The organism is Pseudomonas sp. FP1154 (assembly GCF_030687245.1).
GTDB lineage: Bacteria > Pseudomonadota > Gammaproteobacteria > Pseudomonadales > Pseudomonadaceae > Aquipseudomonas > Aquipseudomonas rhizophila.
Genome location: NZ_CP117465.1, coordinates 189,764 through 204,846 on the forward strand (window position 1 = coordinate 189,764; position 15,083 = coordinate 204,846).

Consider the following 15,083-nt stretch of genomic DNA (forward strand, 5'->3'; position numbering starts at 1 on the left):
CCTCATGTATGAAGCGGCGTCATGCTGGGCAGCATAGGCCAACTGCGCGCGAGTATGGAGGGTGGCGACAAAATCGTCATCCTGGATGCAGCCCGGTACGACCGCCCCTAAGGGCGGCCGTTAAGCCACGGTCAGCTGTTGTTGTGATCGACCTTGATGGTCGGATCACTGCCGGCGATCAACGAGTTCAGGTTGATGTTCGACCAGTTGTTACCTTCCAGCTTGATCGTCACATCAGGGGTGGCCGCTGCGGCGTCGCCCGCGTTGAACTTGCCGGAGGTGCTGACCTGCAGCGACGACACGCCATCGACCGTGCTGATCTTCAGGAAGTTGTCGATGGTGCTGCCGGTTTCGCCCTGCAACAGATCCCGCAGGTCGATCCGGTCACCTTCGCTGGCCTTGAAGTCCTTGATCACGTCGGTGCCAGTGTCGCCGGACTTCCAGACAAAGGTGTCGCCACCCAGGCCACCGATCAGGGTGTCGTTGCCCTGGCCGCCGATCAGCGTGTCGTTGCCTTTGCCGCCGAGCAGGATGTCATTGCCCTTGCCGCCGTTGAGCAGGTCGTTGCCGCCCTGGCCGAAGATGATGTCATTACCGGCACCGCCCAGCAGTGTGTCATTGCCATCGTTGGCACCGGACACATCGAAAGCGTTGTAGTGCTCGGTGATGTACTGGTGCACGTTGCTGGTGGTGACTTTGCTGACTTCCACACCGCTCTGCTGGGCCACGAAGGCCTGAATGGACTGATAACCTTCGCCGGCGATGCCATTGAAGCTCACCAGGTCGCCGAACAGGATGTCGTTGCCGTCTGCCCCGTTGACTGTGTCAGCGCCCGGCAGGGTCGCTTCGGTGTGTCCGATGATGGAGTCGGCCAGGTTCTTGGGATCGATGTTGGTCTGCGGAGTCTTGTCCGAGTCGTAGTCCTTCAGGTCATCCAGCGTCACGCCTTTGTTCAGGCCGATGGCTTCCACGCCAGATACCGAACTCAACAGCGCGAAAGCGCTCAGGGAGTTGCTGGTGGTGGTCGAGCCGGTGCTGCTGCCGGTGCCGTCGCGGTACGACAACTCATAGGTGCCGTCGCCTTGGGCGCGCAATGTGCCCAATTCCTCACTGCTCCAGTAACCGCCCCAGGATTTTTTCCAGGTGAGCAGGGTGAGATTGCCGGATGCGTCGACCTGAACGCGATGCGTGCTGTCGAGCTCGGCGCTGAACGTCTGGCCCAGCTTGTAGTTGGTCGTGGTGATCAGGCTGTCGAGCTTCACGTCGCCATACAAGGTCGGGTTCGTCTGCTCGCCGGACTGATAGTAGGTCGGCTGGCCGTCGGTGATGAAGTACGTCAGGTTCGTCGCGCCGGTGTTGCTCAGGGCTTCGCTGCTCTTGAACCAGTTGGCCGTGGTCTTGAACACGTCCTCGTAGTTGGTACCGCCGCCGGACACCATCGAATCCAGCACACTTTTGAGCAGCGCGAGTGCGTTCGGATCCTTGAGGTTGACCGATACGGTTTTATTCACCTGGCTGTCGAAGTCTGCCAGGAAAATGTTCACCGTCCCGGAGTTGCCGCCCATGCTCTGCTTGAGGGTGTTGAACACCGACGTCAACGAGTCCTTGGCGGCTGTGACGGACGCTGCGCTCATGCTGCCGGAGCTGTCGACCATGAAGGCGATGTTGTAGTTGACGCCTGGCACGACGGTCAGCCCGCCGATGTCGGCGACCACAATGTCGTTGCCGTCGGTGCCGGTGACGTTGTCACTGCCAGAGGTGGCCGTGGCGGAGTTGTAGACCGCCGGATGAACCGTGACCGGTATCTGCGCCGTGGTGGTTGCCGAGCCGCCGAGGGCTTCGGTGGAAGTCGAGGTTACGGTCAGGTTGAACTGGCCGTTGTAGTAGGTCGGTGGCGTCAGGGTCAGGCTGCCCAGATTCCAGCCGGTGACCGAGGCCTCGCCATTGCTGCCCACGGTCGCCGTGTGGCCGGCACCGTCGCTCAGCACGCTGCCTTCCGGGATCCCGCCGATTTTCACGCTCAGGCTTTCGGAGCCGTCGGTATCGGTCAGCGCCGTGGTGATCTTCGACAGGTTCACACTGCCGCCTTCGGCGCCTTCGTTGAGCTTGAAGCCGTCGTAGTAGCCTTCACCATTGGTGCCGTGCAGGTCCGAAACAGTCACGCCCGCATTCACCAGATCAGCCACGCCGGTGTACAGCGGCACGCCGGCACTGCTCAGGTCGGTCGGGGTGCTGCCGTTGACCGACAGGTTCACGTCATAGCTGCCCGGGCCGGTCTGGTTGTGGTGGTAGATGTCCAGGGTGTAGTAGCCGCTGGTGGTCGGGGTGAACGAGCCATTGAGCTTGCCGCCCGCTCCCCAGGTGATGCCCGCGACATCCTTGCCACCGATGGTCACCAACAGGCTGTCATCGCCGGTACCGCTGAAGGTGTAGGTCTTGCCAGCTTCGAGGAAAATCAGGCCCGAGGTTTTCGACGCGGTGCCCGGATTCACGTTGCTGTCGGACTGCACGTTGTTCACGGTGGTGCTGCTGTTGGGGGTTCCGGCGGCATCGATCACCGACTTCAGCGTACCGGACGGCGCGCCGCTGCCATCGGTGCCCAGGCCCGACAGACCGGTCCAGACTTCCTTGACCAGGCCAGTGGAGGTCACGGCGTTCCCGGCTACGTTGAGGGTCGGTGCGTCAGCGACCGGCGTGATGTCGATCTTCACGGTGCCGGTAGTGCCCAGCGCCTGACCGTCGGTTGGCTGGAACTTGATCTGCGCGTAATCGGATTTCTGATCGCCCACGCCGTTCGCGTTGCCGTTGGCGCCGGACTCATTGGTATCCGGTGTGAAGCGCAGTTTGCCGGCGTCGATGTCGGCCTTGGTGAAGGTCTGGTTGTTGGCCACGTCCTTCCACGTTGCACCGTCCAGATACTGCAACTTGCCGTCAGCGGGCAGTCCGGTGATTTTTACCCCAAGGCTGGATGCCGAACTGTCCACATCGCTGACACCAAAGGTCGACCAGCCAAGAATCAACGAGGTGTCTTCGGTACCGGTCACCGCGCCGCCGGTTGCGACCGGCGCATCGTTGACCCCGACCACGTTCACGGTGGTGGTGGCCGTGTTGGAGTAGTTTGTGCCGTCGGTCACCGTCACGGTGATGATGCGCGGCACGGTGCTCGGGTCGTCGCTGCTGTTGGTGAAGCTGATGTTCTTGATTTGCTGCATGTAGTCGGCCAGCGTCGCATTGCCCGACAGGGTCAGGGTGACCGTGCCGTTGGTGCTGTTGGCGTTGATGCTGATGCCGTTGACGCTGTTACCCAGGTTCAGCGCATCGCCGGGCTGACGGTTGGTCAGCACGATGGTGGCGCCGGTCAGCATCGTGCTGTCCGGGTCGGTGATTTTCAGGTCGGTGTCGCCGATGGACACGCCCGGACCGGTGGTGCCTTCGGTGAAGGTCACCTGGTAATCGGCGCCGGTCTTGCCGCTGGAGTTGTTGGCATCCAGGTCCAGTACCGGCGGTGCATCGTTGTCGATGATCGAGGTACTGACGCTGCCGTTGGTGCCGCTGACGGCCAGGTTTTCGAAGTTGCCGCCGGTGGCCGAGTCGATCTTGACCACGAAGTTTTCGGTACCTTCGGTGATCTTGTCGTCCAGCGTCGCCACGTTGAAAGTGGCGCTGGTGGCATTGGCCGGAATCTTCACGGTGTAGACGCCGGTGAAGTCCGTACCGTCGGCGGCGGTACCGCTGTAGACGATCTTGAGCGTCACTTCGGTTTGCGCCGGGTTCGTCAGGCTCACGGTGTACGTCGCGGCCTGGCCTTCGGTGACCGAGGTGCTGCCGGTGATGCTGACGATGGTGTTGTCGACGGTGTCGGTCACGTCGGTGACGGCTGGCGTGGTGCTCGGTACCAGGTTTTCGAAGTTACCGCCGGTGGCGTTGTCGATGCTGACTTCGACCTTGCCGGCGTCTTTGTAGACGTCGTCTTTTGGCGCATCGACAGTGACCGTGCCGGTGGTGGCGCCGGCAGCGATGTTGATTACAGCGCCGTTGCTCAGTGTCACGGTGACCGGAGTACCAGCAGCGTTGGTCAGGGTTGCGGTGTAGGTGATCTGACCGCCTTCAGCAACCGAATCGGTGGCGCTCAGGCTCAGGCCGGTCGAGTCCTGCACGTCGGTAACGGTGGTGTCCGCTGGAGTGGCGTCGATGTCCAGTTTTTCGTAGTTACCGCCCTGGGCATCATCAATCTTGACGCTCAGGTTGTCGCCGCCGGCAAGGGCATCGTTCTGGGTCACGAAGTTGACCGAACCGCTGCTGGAACCGACTGGAATGGTGATGCTCTGGCCGTTCGACAGGGTGACGACCAAAGGAGCGCCCGTTACCGGGGCGTTGACCGAAGCGGTGTAAACCACGGTGCCGCCTTCAGCCACGGAGGAAGTCGCGGTCAGGCTGACAGTCGACGTGTCGATGGTATCGGTGACATCAGTCACTGCCGGAGTCGTGCTCGGAACGAGGTTCTCGAAGTTGCCACCCGTGGCGTTATCGATGCTGACTTCGACCTTGCCGGCGTCTTTGTAGACGTCGTCTTTTGGCGCATCGACAGTTACTGTGCCAGTGGTAGCGCCGGCAGCGATGTTGATTACCGCGCCGTTGCTCAGTGTCACGGTGACCGGAGTACCAGCGGGGTTGGTCAGGGTTGCCGTGTAAACAATCGAACCACCTTCGGCAACCGAGTCGGTAGCGCTCAGGCTCAGGCCGATGGTGTCCTGCACGTCCGTAACGGTGGTGTCCGCTGGAGTGGCGTCGATGTCCAGTTTTTCGTAGTTACCGCCCTGGGCATCGTCGATCTTCACGCTCAGGTTGTCGCCGCCAGCAAGGGCGTCGTTCTGGGTCACGAAGTTGACCGAACCGCTGCTGGAGCCAACCGGGATGGTGATGCTTTGGCCGTTGCTCAACGTCACGACCAACGGAGCGCCGGTGACCGGTGCGTTGACCGAGGCGGTGTAAACCACGGTGCCGCCTTCGGCCACAGTCGAGGTCGCGGTCAGCGAAACGGTGCTGGTGTCGATGGTATCAGTGACATCAGTCACTGCCGGAGTCGTGCTCGGTACCAGGTTTTCGAAGTTGCCGCCCGTGGCGTTATCGATGTTGACTTCGACCTTGCCGGCGTCTTTGTAGACGTCGTCTTTTGGCGCATCGACAGTGACCGTGCCGGTGGTAGCGCCGGCAGCGATGTTGATTACGGCGCCGTTGCTCAGAGTCACGGTCACTGGCGAGCCAGCGGCGTTGGTCAGGGTTGCGGTGTAGGTGATTTGACCACCTTCGGCAACCGAATCGGTAGCGCTCAGGCTCAGACCGGTGGTGTCCTGTACGTCGGTAACGGTGGTGTCCGCTGGAGTGGCATCGATGTCCAGTTTTTCGTAGTTGCCGCCCTGGGCGTCATCAATCTTGACGCTCAGGTTGTCGCCGCCAGCAAGGGCATCGTTCTGGGTCACGAAGTTGACCGAACCACTGCTGGAGCCAACCGGGATGGTGATGCTTTGGCCGTTGCTCAACGTTACGACCAACGGAGCGCCGGTGACCGGGGCGTTGACCGAAGCGGTGTAAACCACGGTGCCGCCTTCAGCTACGGAGGAAGTCGCGGTCAGGCTGACGGTCGAAGTATCAATGGTATCGGTCACGTCGGTGACGGCTGGCGTGGTGCTCGGTACCAGGTTCTCGAAGTTGCCACCCGTGGCGTTATCGATGCTGACTTCGACCTTGCCGGCGTCTTTGTAGACGTCGTCTTTTGGCGCATCGACAGTTACTGTGCCAGTGGTAGCGCCGGCAGCGATGTTGATTACGGCGCCGTTGCTCAGAGTCACGGTCACTGGCGAGCCAGCGGCGTTGGTCAGGGTTGCGGTGTAAACAATCGAACCACCTTCGGCAACAGTGTCAGTGGCCGAGAGCGTCAGGCCGGTAGTGTCCTGCACGTCCGTAACGGTGGTGTCCGCTGGAGTGGCGTCGATGTCCAGTTTTTCGTAGTTACCGCCCTGGGCATCATCAATCTTGACGCTCAGGTTGTCGCCGCCAGCAAGGGCGTCGTTCTGGGTCACGAAGTTGACCGAACCGGAGCTGGAGCCGACTGGAATGGTGATGCTCTGACCGTTCGACAGGGTGATCACCAGCGGAGCGCCGGTGACCGGTGCGTTGACCGAGGCGGTGTAAACCACGGTTCCGCCTTCGGCCACATTTGCGGTCGCGGTGAGCGAAACCGTGCTGGTATCAATGGTGTCGGTCACGTCGGTGACGGCTGGCGTGGTGCTTGGCACCAAATTCTCGAAGTTGCCACCGGTGGCATTATCGATGCTGACTTCAACCTTGCCGGCGTCTTTGTAGACGTCGTCAGTCGGCGCATCGACGGTCACGGTGCCAGTGGTAGCACCAGCAGCAATGTTGATTACAGCGCCGTTGCTCAGAGTCACGGTCACTGGCGAGCCAGCGGCATTGGTCAATGTCGCGGTGTAGGTGATTTGACCGCCTTCGGCAACGGTGTCAGTGGCCGAGAGCGTCAGGCCAGTGGTGTCCTGCACGTCAGTAACGGTGGTGTCCGCCGGAGTTGCATCGATGTCCAGTTTTTCGTAGTTGCCGCCCTGGGCGTCGTCGATCTTGACGCTCAGGTTATCGCCGCCAGCAAGGGCGTCGTTTGGTGTAACGAAGTTGACCGAACCGCTGCTGGAGCCAACCGGGATGGTGATGCTTTGGCCGTTGCTCAACGTCACGACCAACGGAGCGCCGGTGACTGGCGCGTTGACGGAAGCGGTGTAAACGACGGTGCCGCCTTCAGCCACGGAGGAAGTCGCGGTCAGGCTGACGGTCGAAGTATCAATGGTATCGGTCACGTCGGTGACGGCTGGCGTGGTGCTCGGTACCAGGTTCTCGAAGTTGCCACCCGTGGCGTTATCGATGCTGACTTCGACCTTGCCGGCGTCTTTGTAGACGTCGTCTTTTGGCGCATCGACAGTGACCGTGCCGGTGGTAGCGCCGGCAGCGATGTTGATTACGGCGCCGTTGCTCAGAGTCACGGTCACTGACGAGCCAGCGGCGTTGGTCAGGGTTGCGGTGTAGGTGATTTGACCACCTTCGGCAACCGAATCGGTAGCGCTCAGGCTCAGACCGGTGGTGTCCTGTACGTCGGTAACGGTGGTGTCCGCTGGAGTGGCATCGATGTCCAGTTTTTCGTAGTTGCCGCCCTGGGCGTCATCAATCTTGACGCTCAGGTTGTCGCCGCCAGCAAGGGCATCGTTCTGGGTCACGAAGTTGACCGAACCACTGCTGGAGCCAACCGGGATGGTGATGCTTTGGCCGTTGCTCAACGTTACGACCAACGGAGCGCCGGTGACCGGGGCGTTGACCGAAGCGGTGTAAACCACGGTGCCGCCTTCAGCTACGGAGGAAGTCGCGGTCAGGCTGACGGTCGAAGTATCAATGGTGTCGGTGACATCAGTCACTGCCGGAGTCGTGCTCGGAACGAGGTTCTCGAAGCTACCGCCGGTGGCGTTGTCGATGCTGACTTCGACCTTGCCGGCGTCTTTGTAGACGTCGTCTTTTGGAGCATCGACGGTGACGGTACCAGTTGTGGCGCCGGCAGCGATGTTGATTACCGCGCCGTTGCTCAGTGTCACGGTGACCGGAGTACCAGCGGGGTTGGTCAGGGTTGCCGTGTAAACAATCGAACCACCTTCGGCAACCGAGTCGGTAGCGCTCAGGCTCAGGCCGGTGGTGTCCTGCACGTCAGTGACAGTCGTGTCCGCTGGAGTGGCGTCGATGTCCAGTTTTTCGTAGTTGCCGCCCTGAGCATCGTCGATCTTCACGCTCAGGTTGTCGCCGCCAGCAAGGGCGTCGTTCTGGGTAACGAAGTTGACCGAACCGGAGCTGGAGCCGACTGGAATGGTGATGCTCTGACCATTCGACAGGGTGATCACCAGCGGAGCGCCGGTCACCGGGGCGTTAACCGAAGCGGTGTAAACCACGGTGCCGCCTTCAGCCACGGAGGAAGTCGCGGTCAGGCTGACAGTCGAAGTATCAATGGTGTCAGTGACATCGGTGACGGCTGGAGTGGTGCTCGGCACCAGGTTCTCAAAGTTGCCGCCCGTGGCGTTGTCGATGCTGACTTCGACCTTGCCGGCGTCTTTGTAGACGTCGTCTTTTGGAGCATCGACGGTGACGGTGCCAGTTGTGGCGCCGGCAGCGATGTTGATTACAGCGCCGTTGCTCAAGGTCACCGTCACTGGCGAGCCAGCGGCATTGGTCAATGTCGCTGTGTAAACAATCGAACCGCCTTCAGCAACAGTGTCAGTGGCCGAGAGCGTCAGGCCAGTCGTGTCCTGAACGTCGGTAACGGTGGTGTCAGCCGGAGTGGCGTCGATGTCCAGTTTTTCGTAGTTGCCGCCTTGAGCATCATCAATCTTGACGCTCAGGTTATCGCCGCCGGCAAGAGCGTCGTTCTGCGTAACGAAGTTCACCGAACCGCTGCTGGAGCCAACCGGGATGGTGATGCTTTGGCCGTTGCTCAACGTCACGACCAACGGAGCGCCGGTGACTGGCGCGTTGACGGAAGCGGTGTAAACCACGGTGCCGCCTTCGGCCACATTTGCGGTCGCGGTGAGCGAAACCGTGCTGGTGTCGATGGTATCGGTCACGTCGGTGACGGCTAGAGTGGTGCTCGGCACCAAATTCTCGAAGTTACCGCCGGTGGCGTTGTCGATGCTGACTTCGACTTTACCGGCGTCTTTGTAGACGTCGTCTTTTGGCGCATCGACAGTGACAGTGCCGGTGGTGGCGCCGGCAGCGATGTTGATTACGGCGCCATTGCTCAGGGTTACGGTCACTGGCGAGCCAGCGGCGTTGGTCAATGTGGCGGTGTAAACGATCGAACCACCTTCAGCAACGGTATCGGTTGCACTTAAGGTCAGACCGGTCGTGTCCTGCACATCGGTAACGGTGGTGTCCGCTGGAGTGGCATCAATGTCCAGTTTTTCGTAGTTGCCGCCCTGAGCGTCGTCGATCTTGACGCTCAGGTTATCGCCGCCAGCAAGGGCGTCGTTCTGGGTCACGAAGTTCACCGAACCGGAGCTGGAGCCAACCGGGATAGTGATGCTCTGGCCGTTCGACAGGGTGACGACCAAAGGAGCGCCCGTTACCGGGGCGTTGACCGAAGCGGTGTAAACCACGGTGCCGCCTTCAGCTACATTCGCGGTCGCAGTGAGCGAAACCGTGCTGGTGTCGATGGTGTCGGTCACGTCGGTGACGGCTGGAGTGGTGCTTGGCACCAGGTTCTCGAAGTTGCCGCCGGTGGCGTTGTCGATGCTGACTTCGACTTTGCCAGCGTCTTTGTAGACATCGTCAGTCGGCGCGTCGACGGTCACAGTGCCGGTAGTAGCGCCGGCAGCGATGTTGATCACTGCGCCATTGCTCAAGGTCACGGTGACCGGCGAGCCAGCGGCGTTGGTTAGGGTTGCGGTGTAGGTGATTTGACCACCTTCGGCAACCGAATCGGTAGCACTCAAGGTCAGGCCAGTCGTGTCCTGCACATCGGTAACGGTGGTATCAGCGGGAGTCGCGTCGATGTCCAGTTTTTCGTAGTTGCCGCCCTGAGCATCATCAATCTTGACGCTCAGCGAATCACCACCTGACAAAGCATCGTTCTGGGTAACGAAGTTGACCGAGCCGGAGCTGGAGCCGACTGGAATGGTAATGCTCTGACCGTTCGACAGGGTGATCACCAGCGGAGCGCCGGTGACCGGAGCGTTAACCGAAGCGGTGTAAACGACGGTGCCGCCTTCAGCCACGGAGGAAGTCGCGGTCAGGCTGACAGTCGACGTATCGATGGTGTCAGTGACATCGGTGACGGCTGGAGTGGTGCTCGGTACCAGGTTCTCGAAGTTGCCGCCCGTGGCGTTATCGATGCTGACTTCGACCTTGCCGGCGTCTTTGTAGACGTCGTCTTTTGGAGCATCGACGGTGACGGTGCCAGTTGTGGCGCCGGCAGCGATGTTGATCACTGCGCCATTGCTCAAGGTCACGGTGACCGGCGAGCCAGCGGCGTTGGTCAGGGTTGCGGTGTAGGTGATTTGACCACCTTCAGCAACCGAATCGGTAGCACTCAAGGTCAGGCCAGTCGTGTCCTGCACATCTGTAACGGTGGTGTCAGCCGGAGTGGCATCGATGTCCAGTTTTTCGTAGTTGCCGCCCTGAGCATCATCAATCTTGACGCTCAGCGAATCACCACCTGACAAAGCATCGTTCTGGGTAACGAAGTTCACCGAACCGGAGCTGGAGCCAACCGGGATAGTGATGCTCTGGCCGTTCGACAGGTTGATGACCAACGGAGCGCCGGTGACCGGTGCGTTGACCGAGGCGGTGTAAACCACGGTGCCGCCTTCAGCTACATTCGCGGTCGCAGTGAGCGAAACCGTGCTGGTGTCGATGGTGTCGGTCACGTCGGTGACGGCTGGCGTGGTGCTCGGCACCAGGTTCTCAAAGTTGCCGCCCGTGGCGTTGTCGATGCTGACTTCGACTTTACCGGCGTCTTTGTAGACGTCGTCTTTTGGCGCATCGACGGTCACAGTGCCGGTGGTAGCGCCGGCAGCGATGTTGATTACAGCGCCGTTGCTCAGAGTCACGGTCACTGGCGAACCAGCGGGGTTGGTCAGGGTTGCGGTGTAAACAATCGAACCGCCTTCGGCAACGGTGTCAGTGGCCGAGAGTGTCAGGCCAGTCGTGTCCTGCACATCGGTAACGGTGGTATCAGCGGGAGTCGCGTCGATGTCCAGTTTTTCGTAGTTGCCGCCCTGAGCATCATCAATCTTGACGCTCAGGTTGTCGCCGCCGGCAAGGGCATCGTTCTGGGTCACGAAGTTGACCGAACCGCTGCTGGAACCGACTGGAATGGTGATGCTCTGGCCGTTGCTCAACGTTACGACCAACGGAGCGCCGGTGACCGGTGCGTTGACCGAAGCGGTGTAAACGACGGTTCCGCCTTCAGCCACGGAGGAAGTCGCGGTCAGGCTGACAGTCGACGTATCGATGGTATCGGTGACATCAGTCACTGCCGGAGTCGTGCTCGGAACGAGGTTCTCGAAGTTACCGCCCGTTGCGTTATCGATGCTGACTTCGACTTTGCCAGCGTCTTTGTAGACGTCGTCAGTCGGCGCATTGACGGTCACAGTGCCGGTGGTGGCACCGGCGGCGATGTTGATTACAGCGCCGTTGCTCAGGGTCACGGTGACCGGAGTGCCAGCGGGGTTGGTCAGGGTCGCGGTGTAGACAATCGAACCGCCTTCGGCCACTTCAGTGGAAGCTGACAAACTCAGGCCGGTGGCGTCCACCGAGTCGGTAATCGTCGTCACGGCAGGTGTAGTGCTTGGCACCAGGTTTTCAAAGTTGCCGCCCGTGGCACCGGTAATGGTGGTGCTGACGGTGCTGCCATTGTTGTAGACGTCGTTGGCCGGGGTATCGACGTTGACGGAGCCGGTGGTTTGCCCGGCGGCGATGGTGATGACCGAGCCATTGCTCAAGGTCACGGTCACCGGCGTCTGGGCCGGGTTGGTCAGGGTGGCGGTGTAGGTGATCTGGCCGCCTTCAGTGATGGTATCGCTGGCGGTCAAAGTCAGGCCGGTGGCGTCCACGGAATCGGTGATCGTCGTCACGGCAGGCGTGGTGCTCGGCACCAGGTTTTCAAAGTTGCCGCCAGTCGCACCGCTAATAGTGGTGCTGACGGTGCTGCCGTTGTTGTAGACGTCGTTGGCCGGGGTATCGACGTTGACGGTGCCGGTGGTTTGTCCGGCAGCGATGGTGATGACCGAGCCATTGCTCAAGGTCACGGTTACCGGCGTCTGGGCCGGGTTGGTCAGGGTGGCGGTGTAGGTGATCTGACCGCCTTCGGTGATGGTGTCGCTGGCGGTCAGGGTCAGGCCGGTGGCGTCCACGGAATCGGTGATCGTCGTCACGGCAGGCGTGGTGCTCGGCACCAGGTTTTCAAAGTTGCCGCCCGTGGCACCGGTAATGGTGGTACTGACGGTGCTGCCATTGTTGTAAACGTCGTTGGCCGGGGTATCGACATTGACGGTGCCGGTGGTTTGCCCGGCGGCGATGGTGATGACCGAGCCATTGCTCAAGGTCACGGTCACCGGCGTCTGGGCCGGGTTGGTCAGGGTGGCGGTGTAGGTGATCTGGCCGCCTTCGGTGACGGTGTTGCTGGCGGTCAAGGTCAGGCCGGTGGCGTCCACCGAATCGGTGATCGTCGTCACGGCAGGCGTGGTGCTCGGCACCAGGTTTTCAAAGTTGCCGCCCGTGGCACCGGTAATAGTGGTGCTGACGGTGCTGCCGTTGTTGTAGACGTCATTGGCCGGGGTGTCGACGTTGACGGTGCCGGTGGTCTGGCCCGCAGCGATGGTGATGACCGAGCCATTGCTCAAGGTTACGGTCACTGGCGTCTGGGCCGGGTTGGTCAGGGTGGCGGTGTAGGTGATCTGGCCGCCTTCGGTGACGGTGTTGCCGGCCGTCAAAGTGACGGTGGTGGTGTCCACGGTGTCGGTGATCTGGGTCACTGCCGGTGTGGTGGGCAAGGTCACGGCAATGCCGGTGCCGCCAGTAGTGCCGGTGACGGTGACGCTGATCTGGCTAGGGTCGTTATAGACAGTGTCGTTCGGCGCCAGGGGGACGTTGACGCTGCCGGTCAGTTGCCCGGCGGGAATCACGATCACTGCGCCGTTGGACAAGGTCACGATCAGGTTGGTCTGAGGCGCCTGGGTGACGGTCGCGGTGTAGACCAGCACGCCGCCGGCCTCGGTCAGGGTCGGGGTGGCGCTCAGGGTCAACGTCGAATCAAGCACCGCGTTGGCAGTGGTATCGGCGTCGGTGTCGCCGCCGGTGATGTCATCGTCAGCGGCCACGGCTGCGCTCAAACCCTCAGTCGGGAACCCGATGGTCGGGTCGACGCTGCCAGCGGTGGCATCCAGCATCACAACGCTGTGGCCGCCACCGGCGGCCCCACCCGTACCTGCAGCAGTGGCGCCAGCGGCGGTGGCTTCAAGGGCGGTCGTCGGGTCGACGCCGGCGGCAATGGCCTGCTGCAGTTCTTCTACCGACGGCGCAGCCTGGGCAGTGGCCTGGGCGAGATCGGTGGAGGAGTCCGGGGCAGTGGCGCTCCACTGGGTGTCGCGACCCAGGTCCAGCGTGCGCCCATCGGCCAGTTCCAATGTAACGGCGCCAGCAGCGCCGGTGTCCAATTGATCGCCTGTGGACAGGCGGTCACCTTCAATGAGCACACGCCGGATGCCTTCGGGGGATACGACGAAAACCTGACCAACAATGCTTTTGACGACGGCAATAACACTGCTCATTGAAGACTCTCCGGGTGCCACGTTCAGTAGACTTCCATGTACCGAACAGCCTCTGGCTGCGCCGGTCTGGACGCTCTTGCTTCGCTAAATAAGGTTGTTTTGACGCTTCATGACGTCAATATTTTGGCTTGGTTTTTTTGATTTTTTTGTTTATGCCAAACTATTGACCTTCTGCTGGCCATCCTAAACAATCGCTTCAGTAATGTCACATTGATATTTAAGCGGCGACCTGTTCTTTCGGTGCATGATTCACTGCCTGTTTCGAACTTTCCGACATACGGTCATCCCGGTTGCCATCATCCGATGCAGCGCCACCTTTCGCTGTGATTCAAGACAAGAGTTTCGGGAATAATCCAACCATGCGTTTGCACCTGTTCAAGGCTTTACCTTTCGCCCTCGCCGCCAGTTTCGTACAAGCACAAACCTTGCCGCAGGCTATGCAACAGGCGCTGGATGTCCATCCTGAGATTCAGGCCGGTGTGAACAGCCGACTGGCGGCGGACTACCAACTCAAGGCCGCTAAAGGCGGCTACCTGCCTAGAGTGGACCTTGCGGCGGGGTACGGTCGCGAAGGTACTGACAGTGTGACGACCCGCTCGGGCAGCAATAATCATTGGGAAACCTTGAACCGTAGCGAGTCCAGCCTGCGCCTGACGCAAATGGTTTTTGACGGTTTTGCGACGTCCAGCGAAGTGGGGCGTCAACAAGCCACCGTGAATGCCCGTGCCTATTCCTTGCTGGACGCGTCCGAGCGCACCGGATTGACCGTTGCCCAGGTTTATCTGGACGTGCTGACCCGACGCGAGTTCGTACGTCTGGCCGAGGAAAACCTCAAGAGTCACGAGCGCATCTTCGATCAAATCAAGCTGCGCACCGACCGTGGCGTGGGCAGCGGCGCCGATCTGGATCAGGCTGAGGCGCGCATGGCCCAGGCCCGCAACAACCTGATCACCGAGCAGACCAACCTGGCCGACGCCGAGACCAACTACCTCAGCGCCGTGGGCCAGATGCCCGACCAGCTGGAACGTCCCGCCGATTTTCTGGCGCTGTTGCCGGCCAACCTGAACGAAGCCCGTGCCCAGATGCTGGAAAACAGCCCGGTGTTGCGTTCCGCCGAAGCCGACATCGCGGCCGCCGAGCAACAGTACGAAGCCGCCAAGTCGAGCTTCTACCCCCGCTTCGACGCCGAGTTGGGCCGTACCGCCGACAACGATCTGGATGGTCAGAACGGTCACAACAACGAATGGCAAGCCATGCTGCGTATGCGTTTCAACCTGTACGCCGGTGGTAGCAACAAGGCGGATCTGGAGTCCAAGTCGTATCTGTCGAACCAGGCCCTGGACATCCGCAACAACGCCCTGCGTCAACTGACTGAAGAGTTGGGCCTGGCCTGGAACGCCCTCAACAACGCCAACGCCCAGGTACCGATTGCCCAGCAGTACGTCGATCACAGCGCCAACGTACGCACCGCCTACCAGCGGCAGTTCGGTCTCGGCGAGCGGACCCTGCTCGACTTGCTCGACAGCGAAAACGAGCTGTTCAGCGCCTCCCGCCGCCTGGCGGAGATCAAGAACGTGCAGTTGTTCAGCCAATATCGGATCAAGGCAACCATGGGGCAGTTGCTCAAAAGTCAGGGGGTTGTCGCGCCGTTGGCATCCGTTGTGCAGAATGACGTCAAGCCCAGGGTCCAGTTGCCTGGGATGAATTGAGTCA

2 protein-coding genes are annotated in these 15,083 nt (G+C 60.9%); one reads left to right on the forward strand and one right to left on the reverse strand.

Translation table 11 applies throughout. The features are described from left to right. Positions 1–131 precede the first annotated feature (131 nt). On the reverse strand, positions 132–13,370 hold the full coding sequence (locus tag PSH91_RS00875; protein WP_305467040.1) for a retention module-containing protein: 13,239 nt from the start codon (positions 13,368–13,370) through the stop codon (positions 132–134). Positions 13,371–13,729: 359 nt separating this feature from the next. Here PSH91_RS00875 and PSH91_RS00880 point away from each other — a divergent pair, with 359 nt between their 5' ends. Continuing rightward, the gene (locus PSH91_RS00880) at positions 13,730–15,079 is read left to right on the forward strand and encodes a TolC family outer membrane protein (RefSeq protein WP_047230445.1); all 1,350 of its coding nucleotides are present in this window, start codon (positions 13,730–13,732) and stop codon (positions 15,077–15,079) included. Positions 15,080–15,083: the final 4 nt, after the last annotated feature.